This is a genomic window from Enterococcus innesii (genome assembly GCF_022846515.1).
GTDB lineage: Bacteria > Bacillota > Bacilli > Lactobacillales > Enterococcaceae > Enterococcus_D > Enterococcus_D innesii.
Map to the genome: position 1 here is coordinate 188,623 of NZ_AP025635.1, position 22,803 is coordinate 211,425.

21 protein-coding genes are annotated in these 22,803 nt (G+C 42.4%); 5 read left to right on the plus strand and 16 right to left on the minus strand.

Going from position 1 to position 22,803, the window contains the following annotated elements; translation table 11 throughout:
• Positions 1-212: 212 nt before the first annotated feature.
• Entirely contained in the window at positions 213-2,048 is a 1,836-nt protein-coding gene (gene lepA, locus ENLAB_RS00960) for a translation elongation factor 4 (RefSeq protein WP_074535928.1), read from the minus strand.
• Positions 2,049-2,193: 145 nt separating this feature from the next.
• On the opposite strand from lepA, the gene ENLAB_RS00965 reads away from it, so the two are divergent.
• The 4 genes from ENLAB_RS00965 (at position 2,194) to ENLAB_RS00980 (ending at position 5,073) form a co-directional block, all read left to right on the plus strand.
• Positions 2,194-3,408: a GNAT family N-acetyltransferase gene (locus ENLAB_RS00965; RefSeq protein ID WP_140965655.1), complete on the plus strand. Its 1,215-nt coding sequence runs from the start codon at positions 2,194-2,196 to the stop codon at positions 3,406-3,408.
• 51 nt (positions 3,409-3,459) lie between these two features.
• A complete protein-coding gene (locus tag ENLAB_RS00970; RefSeq protein WP_140965656.1) occupies positions 3,460-3,945 on the plus strand; it encodes a nucleoside 2-deoxyribosyltransferase in 486 nt (161 codons plus the stop codon).
• Positions 3,946-4,611, plus strand: a complete 666-nt coding sequence (locus tag ENLAB_RS00975; RefSeq protein WP_140965657.1) for a DUF2238 domain-containing protein — start codon at positions 3,946-3,948, stop codon at positions 4,609-4,611.
• Between the two features lie 276 nt (positions 4,612-4,887).
• Complete coding sequence (locus tag ENLAB_RS00980) at positions 4,888-5,073, plus strand: hypothetical protein (protein WP_005226019.1); 186 nt, start codon at positions 4,888-4,890, stop codon at positions 5,071-5,073.
• Between the two features lie 57 nt (positions 5,074-5,130).
• On the opposite strand, the gene lepB is transcribed toward ENLAB_RS00980, so the two are convergent.
• The 4 genes from lepB to clpB form a co-directional block, all read right to left on the minus strand.
• Positions 5,131-5,700, minus strand: coding sequence for a signal peptidase I (lepB, locus tag ENLAB_RS00985; RefSeq protein WP_008380056.1), 570 nt, complete (start codon positions 5,698-5,700; stop codon positions 5,131-5,133).
• A 167-nt stretch (positions 5,701-5,867) separates the two neighbouring features.
• Complete coding sequence (locus ENLAB_RS00990) at positions 5,868-6,821, minus strand: ABC transporter ATP-binding protein (protein ID WP_081118564.1); 954 nt, start codon at positions 6,819-6,821, stop codon at positions 5,868-5,870.
• Positions 6,818-8,359, minus strand: a complete 1,542-nt coding sequence (locus tag ENLAB_RS00995) for an ABC transporter permease/substrate-binding protein (RefSeq protein WP_244352230.1) — start codon at positions 8,357-8,359, stop codon at positions 6,818-6,820. Before ENLAB_RS00995 ends, ENLAB_RS00990 begins: the two co-directional genes overlap by 4 nt.
• Before the next feature lie 164 nt (positions 8,360-8,523).
• Positions 8,524-11,130 carry an ATP-dependent chaperone ClpB gene (gene clpB / locus ENLAB_RS01000; RefSeq protein ID WP_096742745.1) on the minus strand — a complete coding sequence of 869 codons (2,607 nt, stop codon included), beginning with the start codon at positions 11,128-11,130 and terminating at the stop codon, positions 8,524-8,526.
• A gap of 307 nt (positions 11,131-11,437) precedes the next feature.
• Here clpB and ENLAB_RS01005 point away from each other — a divergent pair, with 307 nt between their 5' ends.
• Positions 11,438-12,964, plus strand: coding sequence for an ABC-F family ATP-binding cassette domain-containing protein (locus ENLAB_RS01005; protein WP_233618905.1), 1,527 nt, complete (start codon positions 11,438-11,440; stop codon positions 12,962-12,964).
• Positions 12,965-13,002: 38 nt separating this feature from the next.
• Here the strand turns inward: ENLAB_RS01005 and ENLAB_RS01010 are convergent, their stop codons facing one another.
• From ENLAB_RS01010 to ENLAB_RS01060, 11 genes are all read right to left on the minus strand, one after another.
• Positions 13,003-14,034, minus strand: coding sequence for a lysylphosphatidylglycerol synthase transmembrane domain-containing protein (locus ENLAB_RS01010; RefSeq protein WP_081118567.1), 1,032 nt, complete (start codon positions 14,032-14,034; stop codon positions 13,003-13,005).
• 27 nt (positions 14,035-14,061) lie between these two features.
• Positions 14,062-14,334: a DUF1294 domain-containing protein gene (locus ENLAB_RS01015; protein WP_005235800.1), complete on the minus strand. Its 273-nt coding sequence runs from the start codon at positions 14,332-14,334 to the stop codon at positions 14,062-14,064.
• A 33-nt stretch (positions 14,335-14,367) separates the two neighbouring features.
• A complete protein-coding gene (locus ENLAB_RS01020) occupies positions 14,368-15,276 on the minus strand; it encodes a diacylglycerol/lipid kinase family protein (protein ID WP_244352231.1) in 909 nt (302 codons plus the stop codon).
• A 100-nt stretch (positions 15,277-15,376) separates the two neighbouring features.
• Positions 15,377-16,609, minus strand: a complete 1,233-nt coding sequence (gene pepT, locus ENLAB_RS01025; RefSeq protein WP_244352232.1) for a peptidase T — start codon at positions 16,607-16,609, stop codon at positions 15,377-15,379.
• A gap of 11 nt (positions 16,610-16,620) precedes the next feature.
• On the minus strand, positions 16,621-17,739 hold the full coding sequence (locus ENLAB_RS01030) for a Nif3-like dinuclear metal center hexameric protein (protein ID WP_279612837.1): 1,119 nt from the start codon (positions 17,737-17,739) through the stop codon (positions 16,621-16,623).
• The gene (locus ENLAB_RS01035) at positions 17,736-18,431 is read right to left on the minus strand and encodes a tRNA (adenine(22)-N(1))-methyltransferase (protein ID WP_244352234.1); all 696 of its coding nucleotides are present in this window, start codon (positions 18,429-18,431) and stop codon (positions 17,736-17,738) included. The genes ENLAB_RS01030 and ENLAB_RS01035 overlap by 4 nt, the downstream gene beginning before the upstream one ends.
• Positions 18,432-18,526: 95 nt before the next feature.
• On the minus strand, positions 18,527-18,988 hold the full coding sequence (locus ENLAB_RS01040) for a hypothetical protein (RefSeq protein WP_077454519.1): 462 nt from the start codon (positions 18,986-18,988) through the stop codon (positions 18,527-18,529).
• A gap of 26 nt (positions 18,989-19,014) precedes the next feature.
• On the minus strand, positions 19,015-19,944 hold the full coding sequence (gene dnaI / locus ENLAB_RS01045; protein ID WP_077454520.1) for a primosomal protein DnaI: 930 nt from the start codon (positions 19,942-19,944) through the stop codon (positions 19,015-19,017).
• On the minus strand, positions 19,944-21,320 hold the full coding sequence (locus ENLAB_RS01050) for a replication initiation and membrane attachment family protein (protein ID WP_140964790.1): 1,377 nt from the start codon (positions 21,318-21,320) through the stop codon (positions 19,944-19,946). Before ENLAB_RS01050 ends, dnaI begins: the two co-directional genes overlap by 1 nt.
• A 13-nt stretch (positions 21,321-21,333) precedes the next feature.
• Positions 21,334-21,804, minus strand: coding sequence for a transcriptional regulator NrdR (gene nrdR / locus ENLAB_RS01055; protein ID WP_005226004.1), 471 nt, complete (start codon positions 21,802-21,804; stop codon positions 21,334-21,336).
• A gap of 203 nt (positions 21,805-22,007) precedes the next feature.
• Entirely contained in the window at positions 22,008-22,649 is a 642-nt protein-coding gene (locus tag ENLAB_RS01060; protein WP_244352236.1) for a FusB/FusC family EF-G-binding protein, read from the minus strand.
• Between the last annotated feature and the right edge of the window lie 154 nt (positions 22,650-22,803).

Here is a 22,803-nt window from a genome sequence, read left to right on the forward strand (position 1 = left end):
ATCCATCTGTTCTTGATCTTCCAAATAAAGAAAAACCAGTTAGGGACGCTGCCTAACTGGTTATAACTTTACTATCAGTTGTATCTTTCTATTCGATAACTTTCTGTTTAAGAACCGAATAAGAAGTTTTTCGTAAATGTTTGCAGACAATCCGAGTAGTGAAATAAGTAAAGTGAATACGACTTTTAAAACAGTGTTTTCTATCTAAAGCCTTATTTCTTCGGTTCATCCTCATCCATCTTCAGAACTGCCATGAAGGCTTCTTGCGGTACTTCGACGGAGCCAATTTGTTTCATCCGCTTCTTCCCTTCTTTTTGTTTCTCCAGAAGTTTGCGTTTCCGAGAAACGTCACCGCCATAACATTTCGCCAATACGTTCTTACGCAAGGCTTTGATGTCGGAACGGGCAACGATTTTTTGTCCGATGGCTGCTTGGATCGGTACTTCAAATTGTTGTCGTGGGATTAGTTTTTTCAGTTTTTCAACGATGGCTTTGCCGCGTTCATAGGCAAAGTCACGGTGAACGATAAAGCTTAACGCATCGACTTTTTCAGTATTCAGCAAGATGTCCATCTTCACTAGCTTGCTAGTGCGGTAACCAGACATTTCGTAATCGAGTGATGCATACCCTTTGGTGCTGGATTTTAATTTATCAAAGAAGTCAAAGACGATTTCCGATAATGGGATCTCATAAACGACGTTTACGCGATAATCATCCAAGTAATCCATCGTGACAAAGTCTCCCCGTTTTCGTTGGGACAATTCCATTACTGCACCGACGTAATCATTAGGCACCATGATTTGTGCTTTGACGTAAGGCTCTTGTACGTTGTCGATCGTGACTGGTTCAGGAAATTCTGCTGGGTTATCAACGACGACCATTGAGCCATCTGTCTTGTTGACGTGATAGATTACGGATGGTGCAGTCGTAATCAACTCAAGGTTAAATTCACGTTCTAGCCGTTCTTGCACGACATCCATGTGTAATAAGCCTAAGAAGCCGCAACGGAACCCAAATCCTAATGCTTGAGAGGTTTCTGGTTCAAATTGCAATGCTGCATCATTCAATTGTAATTTTTCCAATGCTTCTCGAAGGTCGTTGTAACGTGAGGTATCGATTGGGTACAATCCGCAATAAACCATCGGATTCATTTGACGATAACCGGCTAAGGCTTCTTCTGCTGGATTGTTGGCTAAAGTCACCGTATCCCCGACTTGGGTATCTTTAACAGTCTTGATGGCAGCAGTGATATACCCAACATCGCCCACCATCAACGCATCTCGTTGAATGGCTTTGGGTGAAAAGACGCCGACTTCTGTGACATCAAAGGTCTTGCCATTACTCATCATTTTGATCTTGTCACCTGGTTTGACCATCCCGTCCATGATGCGGACGTTTAAGACCACCCCACGATAGGAATCGTACACGGAGTCAAAGATCAACGCTTTTAACGGTGCTTCAATATCACCTGCTGGAGCTGGGACATACTCAACGATTTGTTCCAAAATGTCTTCGATCCCAATACCTGCTTTGGCACTCGCTAAAACAGCTTCACTGGCATCGATACCGATCACATCTTCGATCTCTGTTCGTACTCGCTCAGGATCGGCAGCTGGCAAGTCTATTTTATTAATGACTGGTAGGATCTCTAAATCATTGTCTAACGCCAAGTAGACGTTTGCCAATGTCTGTGCTTCGATCCCTTGAGCCGCATCAACGACGAGCACGGCGCCTTCACAAGCGGCCAAACTGCGGGAAACTTCATAGGTGAAATCGACGTGCCCTGGAGTGTCGATCAAATGGAAGATGTAAGTTTCTCCGTCTTTGGCGGTATAGTTAAGTTCCACGGCATTTAATTTGATCGTGATTCCTCGTTCACGTTCAAGATCCATGGAGTCTAATAATTGGTTTTGCATTTCCCGTGACGTCACTGTATGGGTTTGTTCCAAAATACGGTCCGCCAATGTTGATTTCCCATGGTCGATATGGGCGATAATGGAGAAATTACGAATCTTCTCCTGTCGTTTTTTCATTTCTTCTATGTTCATGGATACGTTCCTCATTTCTTTTAGTCAGCTTTTCTATTATACCAACGAAATGCCAATAGTTAAAGTATTTTTCTTAACCGTTATTTAGACATATTCATTCAGGTTTTGCTATACTAGAGCTAGCAAATAAATTGGAGTTGAAAGAATGGACAATAATTTTCATCAAAATCTACATATTCGAGCGGTGGATGAAAAAGACGTTGATCAGTTCAATGAACTGTTAAGCTACGTTTTTCAGATCACTGAATCGGATATTGAAGAAAGCGGCTATGAGAGCAAACGGGAAATGATCAAATCTAAGCGCCCGATTTTAGAACTTTCCAAGGTCTTTGGTTGGTTCAATGAAGACAAATTGATCTCGCAAATCGCCGTTTATCCTTGTGAAGTCAATATACACGGTAAATTGATTAAAATGGGCGGAGTGACCGGTGTTGGGACCTACCCTGAATATGCCGGACATGGCCTGATGAAAGACTTGATTAAGCTTGCCTTAGAAACGATGCGGGAAGATCAGCAATGGATCTCCTACCTTTATCCATACAATGTGCCCTACTATCGTCGCAAAGGCTGGGAGATTATGTCCGACAAGCTGACTTTCAAAATTCGTGATACCCAACTTCCGAAAACCAAAGAAGTCCCTGGGATCGTAGAGCGCAAAGAAGTGGATGATCCTGATGTCTTTACTGTCTACAACCAATTCTCCCGCGACAACCATGGTGCCTTGCAGCGGACCTCTTTTCACTGGGAGGAGTATTGGCGCTATGAAAATGAAGAAGAGCGCACCGCGGCTGTCTATTACAATGCCAGTGGTCATCCGACTGGTGTACTTTTTTATTGGGTAGCCGAAGAAGTCTTCCACGTAAAGGAAATGTTCTACTTGAATCAAGAAGCCCGCAATGGTCTATGGAATTTTATCTCTGCCCATTTCTCAATGGTTTATTGGGTCAAAGGAGACATTTATTCAAATGAACCCCTGTCCTTCTACTTGGATGATAGCCAAATCAAAGAAACCATCGAGCCTTATTACATGGCGCGGATCGTCGATGTTGAACAGTTTTTGACAAACTTCCCATTTGAAGCCTTCCAAACACCCTTTCACTTTGTTGTATCCGACCCAGTTGCCGATTGGAACAACGGAATCTTTGGTGTCCAATATAATCACGGGGAGATCGTAGTTTCAAGAGAAGCTATCGGAAAAGCGGTCCAGTTGGATATTCAGACATTGTCGTGTCTGTTGATGAATTACCGCCGTCCGGCTTACTTAGAGCGTGTGGAACGACTAAATACCGATTCAGAAACACTGGCATTACTGGAATCGATCATCCCTGATATGGAAGCCTATTTCAGCGATTATTTCTAAACAATGAATCAACAAAACGTACAACTATGAATGATTAAGGAGTGTTTTTGAATGAAACTATATTTTGCTGCTCCCCTGTTTGCTGCTAGTGACCTGCGCTACAACGCCGAACTTGTTGCGTCGATTCGCCAGCAGTATCCGCAGCTGGAGATTTATTTACCTCAAGAAAATGCCGCGATCAATGATAAATCCGCCTATGCGGATAGCAAAATGATCGCTTTGGCAGATACCGAAAAAGTACTGGAAAGTGATTTGATGATCGCATTACTGGATGGTTTGACCATCGATGCTGGGGTTGCCTCTGAGATCGGTGTCGCCTATGCAAAAGGCATTCCTGTTTTAGGGCTTTATACAGATAGTCGCCAACAAGGAGCCGACAATCAGCAAAAGCTGGCAGCATTACAAACCGTTGCGGAAAACCAATTCCACTATGTCAATCTTTATACGGTGGGTTTGATCAAACTAAATGGTGAGATTTATTCCTCTGAAGCAGACCTTTTAGCTGGCTTAGCCGACTATCTTTCGGAGGACAACTAAATGGGACAAACTTATCAGCGACTGCAAAAGGTATTCACTATTTTTGGTATTCTCGTGTTTTGTTTTTCTTCGTGGGAATTTTTCCGTGGGGTCTATCCGCAAACACAAGGATTGATTTTCTTAGGTCAAGCATTGCTTGGGATTTTATTGATTTTCGTCCCAGAAATGAGTAAAAAGTTCTTAAAAATCCAGCTACCAAATGCCACCGTCTACTTTTATTGGTTTTTCTTGCTGATCTCTGTATTTATGGGGACGATTCTGCATTTGATTGAAACCATTGCTTTCTGGGATAAAATTCTACATGCGGTGAGTCCTATGGTCTTGACGGCTGTTGGCTATGGATTGATCTGTCTCTTACTAAAAGAAGTCCCCGTTTCAAAAGTTTCTCCATGGTTATTTTTATTAATGGGCTTTGCTTTTGCTGGCTTATGTGGTGTTTTCTGGGAGTTTTGGGAATTCATCTGCGATTCCGTTGGTGGAATGAATCTCCAACGTTATGCAACTTTAGATGGCACACCGTTTATCGGCCGTGAAGCATTGATGGATACGATGGGCGATTTACTGACCAACACGATTGGTGCTGCTCTAATGGGCGTGATCGCTTACGTACAAGGACGAGGCAAACCTGATTACTTTGAAAGTTATCGGATTCAGAAATTATCATAGTCTACCTTTAAAAGCCGGTTGAAAAGCATCGTTTTTCAACCAGCTTTTTTCTGTTGTTCTTTTATTGATAAAGAAAAATTTATAAAAATACTTAAATGGTAGCTCTTGTTTTTGCTGATTCACTGTATACCAAGGGTTCCTATCGTGTGTAGAAACTAATAAAACGTTTACAATCTAAAAAAATTCCCTCGTTTAATCATTTTTATTTCCCCAAAAAACCTTGGTCTGTTATAATTACATTATTCATTTGACATTGCGTCAGTAAAGGAGAGGCTTATGGTCCTAACAGTGTTTTTCATTTTATGCTGCTTGATTTTTTCATCGATCACCTATGCGTTCTCTAAAGATGCCCGGAAATTTGTCCAACCTTTATCAATCAAAATTATTTTTATTGCATCAGCTATTATTGCGGTTTGGACAATGTTCTTCTCAATGGTTGCCTTTGTCGCTTGGGTGATCTAAAAAACATTCTTACCAGTTGCGGCGTTTTCGCTGCATTGGTAAGAATGTTTTTTTTGGTTAGAAAAGTTTGATTTGATTCAATGGCCAAAAGCGCAGCAGCACTTTCCCTTCCATTTGATCTTCCGTTACAACTCCGAAACTGCGACTGTCCCGAGAGATCAAACGATTGTCTCCCATCACAAAATAGCTGCCTTCAGGAACCGTTACCGTGAAATCATCGGTAAAGTGTTCGGCACCAGCGGCGATTTGCTGAAACATTTCGCGATAAGAATATTCATCTTGTAATTGATCGTCCGCAAATTTTTCTTTAAAATCATCTAAATAGGGTTCTTCGTATACTTCTCCATTGATTGTTAAGACATCATCTTTCATTTCGATGGTATCACCGGGTAAACCAATCAGCCGCTTGACAGCGATTTTGCTTGGATCATCTGGTTCAACGCAGATCACGATATCTTGCCGGTCATATGAAGAAATTTTTGATGCAATCAGCCGCTGTTTATCGGCCAAAGTCGGGTCCATAGAATGGCCACTGACTTGAACAGGCGTCAGGACAAACAGACGGATGAGAACCACGGCGACGATAAAGAAAAGCAGTAACCAATTCTCTTTTAGGATTTTTACCATAGCTGCTCTTTCGCTCCTTTACTGCATCTTTTGTCATTATCAAAGCTAGTTTCTGGCATTCTGACAAAAGATATCTTCCTCAATCTTACGTGGAATTTTTACATTGAGCAAGAGAAATCATCGATTTTTAAAAAAATATGACATATCTAGTGGCCATAAAGAACCTTTTACGTTCGATCACGACTCAAGAATGCAAACACATCTTTTCGACTTAGACTTCCAACCAGTTTCTGCTCTTCTTCAATCACTACCGTGTCATGAGTTGCAAATAAGGTATACAACTCATTTAAAGTAGTAGATGCAGCGATTTGAGGAGCCCCAGGGTTGACTTCATCGCTGAAAAAGTTCATCCGCATCAAATCCCCTGCTGTGACCAGTTTTGCTTCGTCTTCACCGGTCTCTTCAAAAAAGCTTTTCACAAAAGCAGTTTTTGGTTGCGAGACAATCACTTCCGGTGTATCACATTGGACGATCTTCCCTTGATTCATGACAGCAATGCGTGTACCTAATTTTACCGCTTCTTTCATGTTATGCGTGACAAAAATAATCGTCGTCCCAAGTTCTTGGTGCAGATCAAGGACTAACTCCTGCAAGGAATTACGAGAAATTGGATCAAGAGCACTAAAGGGTTCGTCCATCAGAATAATTTCTGGGTTAGCAGCTAACGCTCTTAAGATCCCGATCCGTTGCTGTTCTCCTCCTGACAACTCTTTAGGCATTCGATGGCGGTATTGCTCTGGGTCAAGTTTGACCTGTGTCAGCAAACGATCCACGGCTTCTGAGCGATCTTTTTTTGACCACCCTAACATCTCTGGGATCACTTCGATATTTTGTTTGACATCCATCGTCGGAAACAGAGCGATTTGTTGGAGAACATACCCCATTTGCCAACGCATTTTTTGAATATTGTATTCTTTGATCCGTTTTTCTTTGAAGTAAATATCACCATCTGTCGGTTCTGACAACGCGTTGATCATCTTCAAAGTCGTCGTTTTCCCACTCCCAGAAGGACCGACCAAAACAAAGATTTCCCCTTTATTGATGCTCAGATCTAACTGATCGATCACTAGTTTTTGATCAAACTTTTTACTGACGTTTTTAAATTCAATAATTGGTGTCATTCTTGTCCCTCCTCAATTAATCCTTCGTCTATCAGGAAGGTACGCGCGACTTCTGCTGGATTTTTTCCTTCGACATTGACCTGATAATTCATTTCACTCATTTGTTCTTCAGTGATTTTCCCTGCCAACTTTTCCAATGCACGGACGACTTCTGGATGTTCCTTGGCAAAGGCTTCTTTCATCAAAGGCGCTCCTTGATAAGGTGGAAATAGTTCTTGATCGTCTTCTAGAATAACTAAGCCATATTGACGCAATTCACTGTCCGTGGAATAGGCATCCAGTAGATTGATATCGCCATTATTGATGGCTTGATAACGCAATGCTGGTTCCATACTTTGGACACTTGGAAAATCTAGCCCATAGCGTTCTTGGATGCCCGCATAACCGTCCGTCCGATCAATGAATTCGAGGGTGAAGCCGGCTTTGATTTGATTTTCGATTTTCTTCAAATCAGAGATCGTGTTTAGTCCATTTTCCTCAGCAAATTCTTTTTTCACAGCCAACGCATAGGTATTTTGATACGCCATCGGCTGAAGCAAGGTCATCTCAAACTGATCCTTCAATAGATTAACTGCTTCGGTATAGGTTTCGTCGGAGTCAAGGTTTTGACTCGCAAGCTCTTCTGGTACCTCAACTAAGCTCTCCAACACGGTACCGGTAAACTCCGGATAAATATCAACTTGGCCATTGTCTAATGCACTGAATAAGAATGAGGTCTTTCCGAAATTTGGCTCTAGTTCAACTTGGGCATCAGGGTCTTCTTGTTCAATCAATTCTTTGTACATGTTGATCAAGATATCAGGTTCAGACCCTAGTTTCCCTGCGATGGTAATGGTTTTCGGCGCGAAAAATCCGCTCTGTGAAAAAGAAACGCCGCCAATCAGCAAGATGATGGCTGCCAGCGTAATCAAGGTATAGCGCGGTTTCAGGTGTTGTAGATATCGGATCAACGTACTGAAAATAATAGCCAGTAAAGCAGACCCGATCGCACCGATCAGCGTTAATTCAGGGGCATTCCGATCGATCCCCAACAAAATAAAGGAACCTAGCCCACCAGCGCCAATCAGAGCGGCTAAGGTCGCTGTTCCGATGATTAAGACCAACGCCGTGCGAATCCCCGAAATTATGACAGGCAAGGCAATCGGCAATTCGACTTTGATCAATCGGCGCATCCGAGACATACCAAATGCCGCCGCAGCTTCTTCGATTGATGGATCGATCTCCGAAAGGCCAATATAGGTATTTTGAAAGATCGGCAATAACGCATAAATAACTAGTGCGATCAACGCAGGTGGCGTTCCGATCCCCACGAATGGAATCAATAAACCTAACAGTGCCAGTGATGGAATCGTTTGTAACACACTCGTTATTTGTAGGCCGACTTCCGCTGCCCGTTTATGATTAACCAGCCAAATGGCTAACGGGAAAGCAATAACGATCGCGACCAGCAGCGCAATGATCGACAATGACAAATGCTCAAAGACAGCTGTTAGCAATTCCCCTTTCCGCTCATTCAACGTTTCAAAAAAAGTATTCATCTTTTCATTCCTCTCCTACTCCATAAGAACAGTATAATCGAAGTGCGAATTTCCTCCAAACAACAAGCAAGGAGAACTTTTTTGTCATATATTGAGCGACAAAAAAACGATGGCTGCCACTTAAACGGCAACCATCGTTTTGCATTTATCCATTTTTTATCTTTTTATTCTTCGGTAATTGGCGTATTTTCAAAAACCAGCTGATCGTTCAATAATTCGATCGTGACTTGGGTCTTTGGTAAGACTCTGCCAGCAACGATTTCTTTTGCCAATGGGGTTTCGACTTCTCTCGTGATAAACCGACGGAGAGGACGCGCACCATACGCTGGCTCATAAGCATTTTCAGCGATCCAGCGTTTGGCTTCTTCAGTGATCGTCAACAGTATATCTTGGACTTCCAGTCGTTGTGAAAGCTGTGCGATGATCTTGTCGACGATGCCTGTCACATCGTTTAGACTAAGCGGTGTGAATAAAATCGTATCGTCGATCCGATTTAAGAATTCTGGTTTGAAATGCCCTCTCAAGAGATTACGGACATTTTCAGCAACGTTTTCTGGGATCGTCCCTTCTGCGGTCACGCCATCTAGCAAGACTTGAGAGCCGATGTTGCTGGTCATGATCAAGACTGTATTTTTGAAATCAACGACCCGACCTTTTGAATCTGTCAAGCGGCCATCATCAAGCACTTGTAACAAGATATTAAAGACATCAGGATGGGCTTTTTCGATTTCATCTAACAAAACGATCGTGTAAGGATTGCGGCGGACAGCTTCAGTCAATTGCCCACCTTCTTCAAACCCTACATAGCCTGGAGGGGCACCGACTAAACGAGACACTGAATGTTTCTCCATGTATTCGCTCATATCGATCCGAACCATATGCTCTTCTGAATCAAAGAGGTTGACCGCCAACGCTTTCGCTAATTCGGTCTTACCGACGCCGGTCGGACCTAAGAACAAGAAGGAACCTAATGGTCGATTTGGATCTTGCAGGCCAGCTCGTGAACGAATAACTGCATCACTGACAGCATCGACTGCTTCGTCTTGTCCGATCACTCGTTGATGTAAGGTCTCATTTAATTTCAACAGTTTTTCTCGTTCGCCTTCCACTAATTTAGCGACTGGAATCCCTGTCAAACGTCCCACGACTAAGGCGATCTCATTTTCGGTCACTGACTCTTGAACCATCCGAATGCCTTCGTCTTGGTTTTTTTCTTCTAGTTCAGCTAGTTCTTTTTCCAATTGGGGAATCGTCCCATGGCGAAGAACAGCGGCCCGTTCCAAATCATAGTTATTTTCAGCATCTTCCAACTCATGCTTGGCTTTATCGATCTCTGCCCGTTTGTTGGAAACTGCATTGACTTCTTCTTTTTCCGTTTCCCACTGCATTTTCATGGTATTGACTTCTTCACGCAATTCCGCCAATTCTTCTTGTAAAATGCCTAAGCGTTTTTTCGATGCATCATCGGATTCCTTTTTCAATGCGGCTTCTTCGATCTCAAGTTGCATCAAACGACGGGTAACTTGGTCGAGCTCAGTAGGCATCGAATTCATTTCCACCCGAATTGTGGCACTCGCCTCATCGATCAAGTCAATGGCTTTATCTGGTAAAAAGCGGTCCGTGATATACCGATCAGATAAGGTCGCCGCAGCAACAAGCGCGTTGTCATGTATGTTGACGCCATGATGGATCTCGAACCGTTCTTTCAAGCCACGTAAAATCGAAATCGTATCTTGAACGGTTGGTTCCTGTACCAGCACTTTTTGGAAACGACGTTCCAAGGCTTTGTCCTTCTCCATGTATTGTCGGTATTCATCAAGAGTGGTTGCGCCAATCGTATGCAATTCTCCCCGTGCCAGCATTGGTTTCAGTAAGTTTCCAGCATCCATGCTGCCTTCCGTCTTACCAGCACCTACAATATTGTGGATCTCATCAATAAAGAGAATGATCCTGCCATCGGCTTTTTTCACTTCTTGTAAGACGGCTTTCAAACGCTCTTCAAATTCACCTCGGAATTTAGCACCTGCGATCAAGGCACCCATATCCAGAGAAAAGATCGTTTTGTCTTTTAGGTTTTCTGGGACGTCTTTTCGCACGATCCGTTGAGCCAATCCTTCAACGATGGCTGTTTTACCAACCCCCGGTTCACCAATCAAAACGGGATTGTTTTTTGTCTTCCGAGAAAGGATGCGAATCACATCGCGAATTTCTTCGTCTCGTCCGATAATGGGGTCCATTTTTCCGCTGCGGACTTGTTGGACCAAGTCAACGCCGTATTTTTCTAATGCTTTGTATTGTTCTTCTTGATTTTGTGAGGTCACACGATCCCCTCCTCTTAATGTTTCGATCGTTTGCTTGATTTCTTTTGCGGTGATTCCTTGTTTCTTTAAATACACCGTCAAGGGATGATTTTTCAATTTCATCAACGCATAAAGGACGATTTCTGTGGAAAGATACTCGTCTTGAAATTCATTTTTTAATTGATCTGCCTCAGACAAAAGATGAAACAGATTTTGACTCATGGATTGACCATAACGAACATTTCCTCCTTCAACGGAAGGCAGTTCATCTAATAATCGGTCGACTTCTTTTTCAAATGCATCGACATCGAGCCCTGTGTCCGTATAAAAATTGCGGCCGAATTGATTGGCTTGCAATAAAATCTTCCATAAATGCGGAATATCAATTTCTTGATGGTGACGGGTCATGGCAATCTGCTGGGCTTCAGCGATAGCACTTTGTAATGTAGTCGTCATTTTTTCTGGGTTCATACTTTTCCCTCCCAAAATGGTAGTCAGAAAAAAGTACGCTGCAAGCAGTATCCTTTTTTCTACTCTTCTATTATACAATATTGGTCAGTAATGGTCAAAAGATTTCCCTCGAACATCAAAAATTTTTTCAGTATTATTTCATGAAAATTGACAGATGGGAAGTAGCAATGGTATGCTAGGTCGTGATTGGTCAGGAACAACCGATTTTCCCGATCTTTTTAAGCGCTTTTTGGCGTATTTTATTCAGTAAGATTATCTACTTAGCTGTAACGTCTACTGTTTACAGCTTTTTTATATGGAGGAAACGATGTTAACATTAACGAATATTAGCCAACAATTTGGCGACAAATTGCTTTACGAAGATGTTTCCGTTCAAATCAACCGTGGGGAAAAAGTCGGTTTGATTGGACGGAACGGCGCTGGCAAAAGTACTTTAATCAAAATCATTACAGGAGAAATTCTCCCCGACGATGGCTTTGTTCAATTTCCGAAAAATTTGAAAATGGGCTACTTGGATCAATACGTCAATGTTGATGAAACGCAATCGATCCGTGATTTTTTGCGCTCTGCCTTTGCAGAAGACTTCGAAAAAGAACAACAGATCGCAGACCTTTATACTGCTTATGGCGAAAGTCTCGACGATAAGCTTTTAGAAAAAGCGGGCGAATTGCAAAATCAATTGGATCAAGGAAATTTCTATCAAATGGATACATTGATCGATGATTTAGCTGAAGGGTTAGGAATTTCGGTTCTTGGAATGGATACGCCCCTTGCTTCCTTAAGTGGTGGTCAACGCTCGAAACTGATTTTAGCGAAAATGCTCTTAGAAAAACCCGACATGCTGATTTTGGATGAACCAACCAACCACCTAGATGATGAACATATCAAATGGTTAGTTGAATTTTTACAAAACTTTACTGGTACCTACTTAGTCGTTTCTCATGATCGTCAATTCTTGAATGAAATCACGACCCATATCATTGATATTGAATTTGGCAAGCTTTCTAAGTATACTGGGAATTTAGACAAAGCATTAAAACTAAAAACGTTGCAAAACGAAAGCTACATGAAGCAATACGAAGCACAGCAAGAGCATATCAAGAAAACTGAAAGCTATATTCGTAAATACAAAGCTGGTTCTCGTTCAACGATGGCGAAGAGTCGTGAAAAGCAGTTGGCAAAAATTGAACGTTTGACCCCACCGCAAGATGTCCCTAAACCGCATCTAGGATTTGATTTGGCACCAATCGTTACCACCTTGGCCTTGGAAACCACCAATCTAGTCATTGGGTACGATCAAAAGCCCTTACTCTCCCCAATCAACCTAACGATCCGCTATGGCGAAAAAAATGCGATTCGGGGATTTAATGGGATCGGTAAATCAACATTGATCAAAACGATACTTGGTGTGATCCCTGCAATTGAAGGAACCGTTTCTTACCCGCAGCATACAAAATTCAATTACTTTTCTCAAGACCTTGACTGGGAATATCCCTTGCAGACCCCTCTTCAATACCTTGAGGATCTTTTCCCAAAGGCCACTAACAAAGAATTGCGGCGGCAACTTTCTCGGGCGGGATTACCTAGCCAATTAGCCCAGGAAGAATTGAAATTATTAAGTGGTGGCGAACAGACAAAAGTGAAGTTAGCTGAAATGATGTTGATCAAAAGCAACTTTTTGATTCTTGATGAACCGACCAACCATATCGATCAAGACACGAAAAACAATTTGGAAGAAACCCTGGCAGCTTTTCCCGGAACCGTTCTGATCGTTTCCCATGAAGCTGAATTTTATGAACCCTTTGTTGATCGGATCATTGATTTGAAAGACTAAAAAACACGCTTATCCTCTACTCGAAGATAAGCGTGTTTTTAACTTTCCACTTTTTCTTTTCTTAATTCAGTCAACTCTTGGCTGATATCTTTGCGCTTTTCTTTCATTACATAAGCAAAACCAATAATGAAGGGCCAAATGAATGTTGCTAAGCGGTACAGTAGCATGGAAGACGCAGCATCGACCGTGCCAACTAATGGACCAAAAAGCAGCATATAAATAAATTCAAATGATCCGATCCCTGCCGGTGTTGGAATCACCCCGGACAAGACGACGGCAAAGCTGATGAAGGATAACGTCAACAAGAAATCGATCTCTGGATGCTGCACAACAAGAATCACATAAGGAATCACATACCAAGGTAGCATCTTCAAAAGATTCCAAAGGTAGATGCGCAAGAAAGCGGTGCGGTCGGTAATGATTGCATTGACCGTTTCTCGCAAAGAATAGATCTGGGTGTTGCATTTGTCAACGATCCCTCTTAACGTTGCACTTTTGAACAGCTTATTGCTGATGATCACAAAAAAGACTTGAATGTTGATACTGACAGAAAGTGCCAATAAAGCGGCAATGATCAAAAAGACGAGTACGATCCCCACCAAAATTACCCAAATCATATTCGGCGCATTGTCATAGAATAGCGAGAATTGAATAATCAACCCAGCGATTGCATATGTCAATATGGCAAACTTATACATCACCATGTGTAAGGTGGTGACACCAACCCCTTGTGACAATTGCAAACCATTTTTACGATAAAAATTCACCTCTGAGATCAAGGTGCCCGCCCCAAACGTCACGATCCGGTAAAAACCACTGTAACAAACCGTTAAAAAGCCTGCCTTAGTAGTAAATTCCGGTTGAAACGTCACAGCGATCTCTTTCACTGTCCGTCCTTCGATCACCAGGTACAATGTGCCAAGTCCCATAACTAATAAGACGACGAGAAAGCTGGTCTCTCTTAGCCCCGCCAAAATATCCATCATCGAGTTACGGACAAAAAAATACATCACACCCAGAATCCCTACTAGTAAAAGTAAATTAAGGGCGAACTTCACTTTAGTTTTCATATTAACTCCTTGCTTGTTATACCGAATTTATGCAAAAAAGACCATCAGCAGGATAGCAAAAACGGTGCCAAAAGCAAAAAAGAGGTGAAACTTCTTCTTTCTTGTTTTGTGGCGAAATACGCGTTGCGCAATTAAACCGCCTAATCCGCCGCCAATCGCCCCCATAAAAAGGAGATTTGCTTCGGGAACCCGCCAACCTTGTTTCACTGCCTGATATTTATCATACCCCATCAGACAGAAAAGATAAAGATTGACTGCAATTAAATAAAACCACAATGGATTGTAAATCAGTGCATTCATCCATTTCCTCCATATGATTGATCGTAGGGACCATTATTTTGATTCTTTTGCTTCCTCAGGTACCAGCATCGTCAACCCATGTTTGATGACTTTCATCTCAATCGGCAGATCATCCGTTGGGTCGCCATCGGTTCGAGTATGAACCGTTTTTTCTTTGGCCTTTATTGAGACCTTTGCGGCAGTGAAATATTCAACACTTGGTACTTTGGCAATTCTACCACGAATAATTCTTGGTAGATACAAAATAAACCGTAAAATATTCAGTTTTGGCAAAAGAATGACATGAAACAACCCGTCATCAGGTTTTGCTTCTTCATCAAAGTTCTTAAACCCACCTGCTGAATTCGACATGACGATCGTCAGTAATTGACTTTTCCCCTGCCATTTCCGTTCGTCAGCAATAACTTCTAATTTGTATTGTTTCTTTTTGATCAACAGATGAATGAACCGTTTCATAAACGCTAACGGCCCATACTGCTGTTTTTCTTCTTGGGAAGTTGCGGCGGCGGTATCTGCCAGAAGACCAATGGTCATCGTCGAGATCATTACTTGATCATTGACCATCCCATAATCGATCGGACGTTCACCCCCTGTTAAAACATTCTCAAACGCTTCTTCTGGCTTGACTGGTATACCCAACATTCGAGCGAAATTATTTACCGTTCCTCCAGGAATGATCCCGATCTTCAGCTCATCCAGCTTTTCTTTGAAGGTTTGCAGCCCATGATGGATCGTGCCATCTCCGCCGATGATCACAATCGTATCGACTGCGTGTTTTTTGGCAGCCTCTCGAACGTCTTTTGGATCCACGTCTGGATTTGAGGCCTGCAAGAACGCTTGATGCTCTTCGCCTTGTTCTTTCACATAGGCTTGGAATTTTTCTGCTGTTTCTTTTGCTTCACTTTTCCCCGCTGTATCATTGTATAAAACGAGAATTTTCATCCTATTCACATCCTAAAAAGGCCGGGTCTTACGCAAGACCTGCGTGAAGAGTTCCCAGCCCAAGAGTTTTTCATTTATTCCATCAAATCAAAAGCAACGTTTATGCTTGAGCATTCAGTTCGGCGATTTTCACGATCACATCGGTCGCCTTCATCATTGATTGTAGCGAGACGAACTCATAACGACCGTGCATGTTTTCTCCACCAGCAAAGATATTCGGTGTTGGAATCCCTAGATAGGAGATTTTCGACCCATCGGTCCCACCACGAACAGGTTCTGTTACTGGAGTGATTCCCACTGCTTCCATCGCATCTTTTGCTAAATCAATGATACTCATATCTTTTTCGATGATTTCTTTCATGTTGTAGTATTGATCATATAGATGAACGTGCACTCGCGGTTCATCAAAGCGGGCATTCAAGCTTTCTTGAACCGCTAATAATTGTTCTTTTCTTTCTTCAAAACGGGTCCGGTCATGGTCTCGAATAATGTATGCCATTTTCGCTTCTTCTACTGAGCCGCTGAGACTCATCAAATGGAAGAACCCTTCTGTCCCTTCGGTTTTCTCAGGAACTTCATCAGCCGGTAGCGCATTTTGAAAATCGACTGCTAGTTGCAAAGCGTTGATCATGGTGTCCTTCGCAGTTCCTGGGTGGACATTTTTTCCTTGGATCGTGATTTCAGCTTGCGCCGCATTAAAGGTTTCATATTGCAATTCTCCTACTGGACCGCCATCCATTGTATAGGCAAAATCAACATTGAAATCTTCAACATCGAACTTATCTGCACCAACACCAATTTCTTCATCAGGGCCAAAAGCGACTTTGATTTCCCCATGTTTGATCGTTGGGTTTTTAAGTAAGATTTCCATAGCTGTCATGATTTCTGCAATACCAGATTTATCGTCAGAACCTAATAAAGTGGTACCATCAGTAGTGATCAAGGTTTCGCCAGCATAATTTTTTAAATTCGGAAAATCTTTTGTGTTTAATGTGTATTTTCCTTCTTTATCTAATTTAATGGTCGATTCGCCATCGTAATTTTCGATGATCTGCGGATCAACATTTTCTGCATTAAAATCGGCCGTATCCATATGGGCGATAAATCCAATGGAGCGTACGTCATGATCCAAGTTACTTGGCAATGTCCCAATCACGAAACCATTGGATTCGTTGTAGTGAACATCGCTTAATCCTAATTCTTCTAGTTCTTTTTGCAGTTCTTTGGCAAAAGCGACCTGTGTTTCGGTGGAAGGTGTTGTCGTGCTTGTCGCATCCGAACGGGTTTCTGTTTTTACATAGTTCAAAAAGCGAGGCAATAAATTTTCGTACATAAATAATTCTCCTATCTATAGTCAAATGGATTTGTTGAAGTGGTGGAAGGAACAAAGGTCACAGCCCAGTTCTCTTCTGCTTTCCACTGGTTGAATTTCTCAATAAACCGAGGAATACATTCCTTTTCGATGTTATGCCCTGGATCGATCCCAATCAACCCATTGGCTTGCATGTCATGGGCGAAATGGTAACTGATATCGCCAGTGATGTAGACATCCGCTTGATGGTGTAAGGCATCCGAATAAAAGGATTGGCCACTGCCGCCGCAAATGGCGATTCGCTGAATTTTTTCAGGTGCATCAGGAAAGCTGACGAGGCGTAAAGCAGACAAACCAAAGCGTTCTTTGACACGTGCAACAAACTGATCAAGGGAAAGAGGTTCAGCAAGGTTACCAACCCGCCCGATCCCATAAGTCTTCGGCAAATTGTCTAAGGCATACAGATCATAAGCCGGCTCTTCATATGGATGCGCGGCGATCATTGCCGAAAGCACCTTTTTCTCGATCGTTTCTGGAAAAATGACTTCGATTTTCGCTTCTTGCACCTGTTCTTCTTTTCCAATCTCACCAATCGCTGGATGAGCAGCTTGTTGCGGCGTAAAGCGACCGGTGCCAATCAAGGAATAGCTGGTATTTTGATAATTTCCTTGCTGACCGGCGCCAGCTTTACCTAATGCCTTTCGTAACGCTGGTGCCGATTCAACAGGGGTAAAAACAGCTAGTTTCTTCATTTTTACTTGATGGGTTTGCTTCAAATACGTGTCGGGTTCAACTTCTAATAGTTCACAAAACCAATCGTTCAAACCATCTTCAATAATATCCATATTGGTGTGGGCAGCGTAAACGGCGATATCATGCTTGACGAGATCCATCAACATCTTTTGTTGCGGATCATCTGCCAGCAAGCGGTTCAAAGGCCGAAAGATCGGTGGGTGTTTGGCAATGATCAAGTCGATCTTTTTCTCGATGGCTTCTGCCACCACTTCTGGACGTACATCAAGAGTCATCATGACTCGCTCGAGGGGTTTGTTTAATGTGCCAACATGTAGACCAACAGGATCGCCTTCTTCTGCCAACCATAACGGGCAGTATGCTTCAAAGCGTTTGATAAATTCTTGACCAGAAATCATGCCAACACCTCCTTGATCCATTCGATTTGTTCCTTCAATTCATTCATTTTCTCAGCAGGTGGTTCTTTGGCTTTCTCTAACTCTTTGACCACTCGTTGACGCTGGTTCAATTCATGCTGCCATTTTTTTAGGAAAACTGGATTTTTTTCTTTTAATAAAAAAGGACCAAAAAATAATTGCTGGGTCGTGTACGTCGCTTTTCCAGTTTCCGCAACGATGATTTCATAATTTTTATCATTTTCTTCTAACAGCACTTCATGAATGATCGTAAAATTGTGATCAACAAGCCATTCTCGCAAGGTCCTTTCGCCAACATTCGGTTGTAAGACCAAACGTTTGACCCCCGCTAAGCGATTTTTCCGGCTTCCTTCTTCTAAAATCGAACGTATCAGTGTGCCGCCCATTCCAGCAACAACAACCGTGTCGATTTCATCTGCTGGCTGAACAGCGTCCAATCCGTCTGCTAAGCGCACCACGATCTTCTCTGTGAGCCCGTTTTTACGTACTTGTTTACTGGCAGAATCATAAGGTCCTTGAACGACTTCTCCAGCTACAGCATAAGTGATTTTGTTCTGCAGCATCAATGCCACAGGTAAATAAGCATGGTCGGAGCCGATGTCGGCGATACGTGCTTGGTCGGGAATTTGTTCGCCCACGCAAGCCAAACGATCCGATAATGCATGTTCGTTCATATTGTCACTCCTTCTTTGGTAGTATAACACGCTTTCCATAAATAGAAAAAAATGTGCGTCTTGACTGTGGTGCCATTGCCAAGGCGCACATTGCATTAATCGTTCACTAATTCAACCTTTTGAATCGAGTTACCGGGAATTTGCGGTGGGATCGACATCGTCATGATCGGGACGCCTTGCAGCGACACTTGGACTTTGTCTCCTTCAACTAACTCCTCGATCTCTCCTGAATAGGCCTCGACAGGGACATGGAGAATGACCCCATCATTTTGAAAACTTTGGACGACTTGATCCTCATCTTCAACTGCCGCTACGTCTTTCAAAAATAATTGAAAGGTATCATCCGAACCTGCTTGGGCATCTTCTTGGATAATACCAGTAAAAACCGTCGCTGTTTCGCTCTCTGAAGAACTATTGGCGACGGAACTAGCATTCTCACTTGATTCAGAAGGCGTGTTATCGCCACTTGATGCATTGTTGTTTTCGGGACTGCCACAAGCCGTTAGCAGCAGCACTGTTGCTAAGGACAAGCCTAGAATCAGTTGTTTTTTCATCATCTTCTTCCTCCAGTAATGGTCATTTTTTAGGCATCATTTCGTCGATTTTTGCCCGTCATTTGGATCTCTTGTGTCAAGTAACGAATACGCTCCATAATACGTTTGGCTTTCAATGGTTCGGATTCGCCGCGTTGCGTTACCGAAAGATGCTCTTCCAACTCATGCATGGTAAAATTCGAGGTGAAGAACGTCGGGAGTTGCTCTTGCATTCGGTATTGCAGAATCACACCGAAGACTTCATCACGAATCCAACTACTCATCGCATCCGCACCGATATCATCCATCATTAAGATTGGGGCTTTTTTCACTGCATTCAGCTTATCCCCCACCTGATCTTTGCCGATTGCTTGTTTCATCTCTACTGCAAATGTCGGGAAGTGAACCAATGTCGTCGTATAGCCTGCCTCCGCTAAATCTCTGGCGATCGCGCCAAGCAGATAGGTTTTTCCGATCCCAAAACTCCCCACAAAGTACAGTCCTTTATGAAACTCCTGTGGATTGGCTGTCAACTCACTAATAAAATCAACGGCAGCTGCGATGGCCTCCATTCGGCCAGGCGTTTGCTGATAATCTGCAAAACTTGCTTCTTGTATATCTTTAGGCATATCCATCGCTTTGATGCGACTGCGGATCTCTTCTTGCTTCTGATATGCCAGTAGTTCTTTCGTTGGTACATAGGTGACGTCAATAAAATGAAAATTTAACGCTAAGCGCGGCTCATAGCCCGGTGCGATCATGGATGGATCATTGATGCGGAATTTCCGCTTTTCTTGGACGAACTCATACAGTTTCGCATAGCTTTTTTGAATATCTGCTTCGGTCAATACCTCTTCATTTTCGGCAATAAACGCTTTAACATCAGGATCTTGTAAAACCTCTGCCATCATTGCTGAAAACTGATCACGGTAATTGCGTTTATCCAATAGTTTTCCTAAGTTTTTCCCTACATCTTCCATTACTTGTCACCAGCTTTCTTATGCAAGTAGTTTTGCAGTTTTTTATCTAATTCTGCTTGTCGCTCTGGTGTTAATGCTGTCTCTTCCACTGGTTTTTCAGCCCAAGAAGGCAGCTTTTCTTCGCGAATGATTTTTTTTCCGTTGGTTTGTGGTCGGCTGCGCTTTTCCTTGGCACTTCGAACAAGACTCCGGACATGTTTGATCGCATCTTCTGCCGTACCGATTTTTAATTCTGACCACTGAGCGGCAATATTATTTACATAATTTCCTGACAAAGCGGCGTTGTTTTGGACTACCAAAACGTAATGAACCAAAACATTGATCACACTATTCGGTAATGGTGATCGTTCGACAAGGCTTTTGATCAACCATTGTTCTGAATCTGTCATAAAACTGTTTTTCTCCGCTTTGATCGCTTTTAAAAAGGCGATTGGCGCATTGTTTTCACTTTCTTGAATCAATAATACATCATTTTCTGAAAAACCATTCTGCTTTAGTGTATTGAAGCGGCGTAATTGGCTTTCTGCTTGAGGATCTTCCCTTTTTGTTGTTTTCGTGAAGGTCTGCCGCGATTTTTTCATGATCGCTTGCTCCAGCTTCTTCTGATCGATCTCGCCTGTTGTCAAAGAAACATTGTCCGCCATCAAATCCAACAATTCCAACACATCATAGCCGTATAAAGAATGGTATAGAACTAACTTTTGTCGAAAACTTGGCGTGAAATTAGCGGCACGGATATACCGGCGCTGCGCTTCATATAAAAGAAAGTCCCAATCCAACTGCTTTTCGTCAAGCACCAAGTTCGCATTGGTTTCCTGAAAAGAATCACTGACTGCCTGTAGCGTTTCTTCCTGGGAAGCAAAACGAGCGGTATTTAACCCATAAGCGGCTGAGAAGGATTGAGTCACTTCCTGATAATCGGTTAAAGAACATTGTTTTGGTTGATACAGCTTGACCAGTTGATTAAATTTACGCTCCCCGACTCTTTCCAACAAAAGATAAGCATACAATTCATCTTGAAAAAACGCTGCTGGATGAACCGGTTCTTGCAACCAATACAGATACGAGCACCCGTTTTGAGCATCTGCTTTCTCATACGACTTTAGCAAGCCGATGCCCTCTAAGTTTTGCTTGGCTTTTATGAAGCGAGGCATTCCGGCATTCATGGCATTCAAGATATCTAAATGCACCGTCGTTATCGCCTCCTCACCATAAAAGGTTTGGGCTTGGACATCACTTGCGAGTGTCAAATACAATGCTAAAGCATCACTTTCAATAATTGGTTGATACAAATAAATGAGGGCGTCTTTTCCTTCCGTTGTAAGTGGACGGCTTTTAAACACTTTGTACGTTTGATTCGGTAAACTATTGCCCACTTGCTGTCCCCCTCTATTCTTGTGGTTCTTTCGCTTTCTCGACAATGTCTTGCAGTTCTTTTAAGAAAACTGACATGTCTTTAAATTGCCGATACACACTGGCGAAACGAATATACGCGATCTCATCTAAATCAACTAAATCTTCCATCACATATTCACCAATTTGCGTAGTTGAAATTTCGTTTTCTCCAAGAGCACGAACACGGCTTTCAACATGATCGACGATCGTTTCCATCTGATCCATTGTCACTGGTCGTTTTTCAGCAGAACGAATCAAGCCCCGTAAAATTTTTTCTCGGTTAAATTCTTCACGGGCACCATTTTTCTTGATTACAAGAAGGGGTGCCTCTTCAATACGTTCAAATGTTGTAAAGCGATAGCCGCAATTTTCGCATTCACGACGACGGCGAATCACACGTCCATCATCGGCTTGTCGACTATCAACTACCCTCGAATTGTTATGATGACATTTTGGACATTGCATAGTTCCACCTCATTTTCTCTCTTATGCGCTTACGTTTTCACGTAAAGTCATCGATTTCTATGATTAATTATAACATGAAATCCATTGGTACAATAGCCAAAGTGGTTTATTCTGTTCATTTAATACAAAATTTAAATAATGTTATAACTGTTGTTTTTTTCAATGTAAAAAAACGACAGAAATCTTTCTGCCGTTTCATTTCGTTATTTATCTTTCATTTGCAGCAAAGAAACAAACTCATGCAAATTCTCCGGCTGCTCCAACTGCTGATTACACTGTTGACTATCACGGCAAATATAATTTCCGCGTTTCGTATACGTCCCATCGCCGTTGCTCTTGGTCAAAGAAAGAAACATTGACACATTTCCTTCCTGCTGGCACAAGGGACAAATTCCTTTTTTGACTTCCGTTGACACATGACCGTGAAGCCCTGTAAACCCTTGTTCAGTGGCTATGATCATAAACTTACTTTGACTACCGATATCATCCCAGGCAAGATAAGTGGTTTCCTTCAAATCCACGGAAGCAAAATCAGGTACTTTCAGTTTTTTTACTTTCCGAAACATTTTTTCAATTTGCTTCGTTGTCGGCACCTGAAAGGGGCGAACGTATTCTTTAAGTTCAGCTAACAGCTCGTTACTCCGGCTGATCGTCATTCCTGGTTGGAAGAAAGCAGTTAAAATGGCTCGGGGTGCGGTTTCTTCTTCAGGAAAAAATTGTTCTATGGCGTCTTTTGTCATCGTTTCAACCGTTTTGATCGTTCGAGGATCATTGACCGATTGATACGTTCGTACTAATTGGTATACTTGGTGTTTAATCGCATGAAATTGGTAAGGTTCAATCATTGAAAAGCCTTCTTTCTATTTTCTCATTTATTCTCGCGGCTGTTCTACTTTCTTGACAGTCGTACACAATGCATAAATAAGCATTTGATGACCACCTCCCAATTTCTCTGCTTCTCGCTATGCGATCTTAATGGATTATAATGAGATGTTGAGC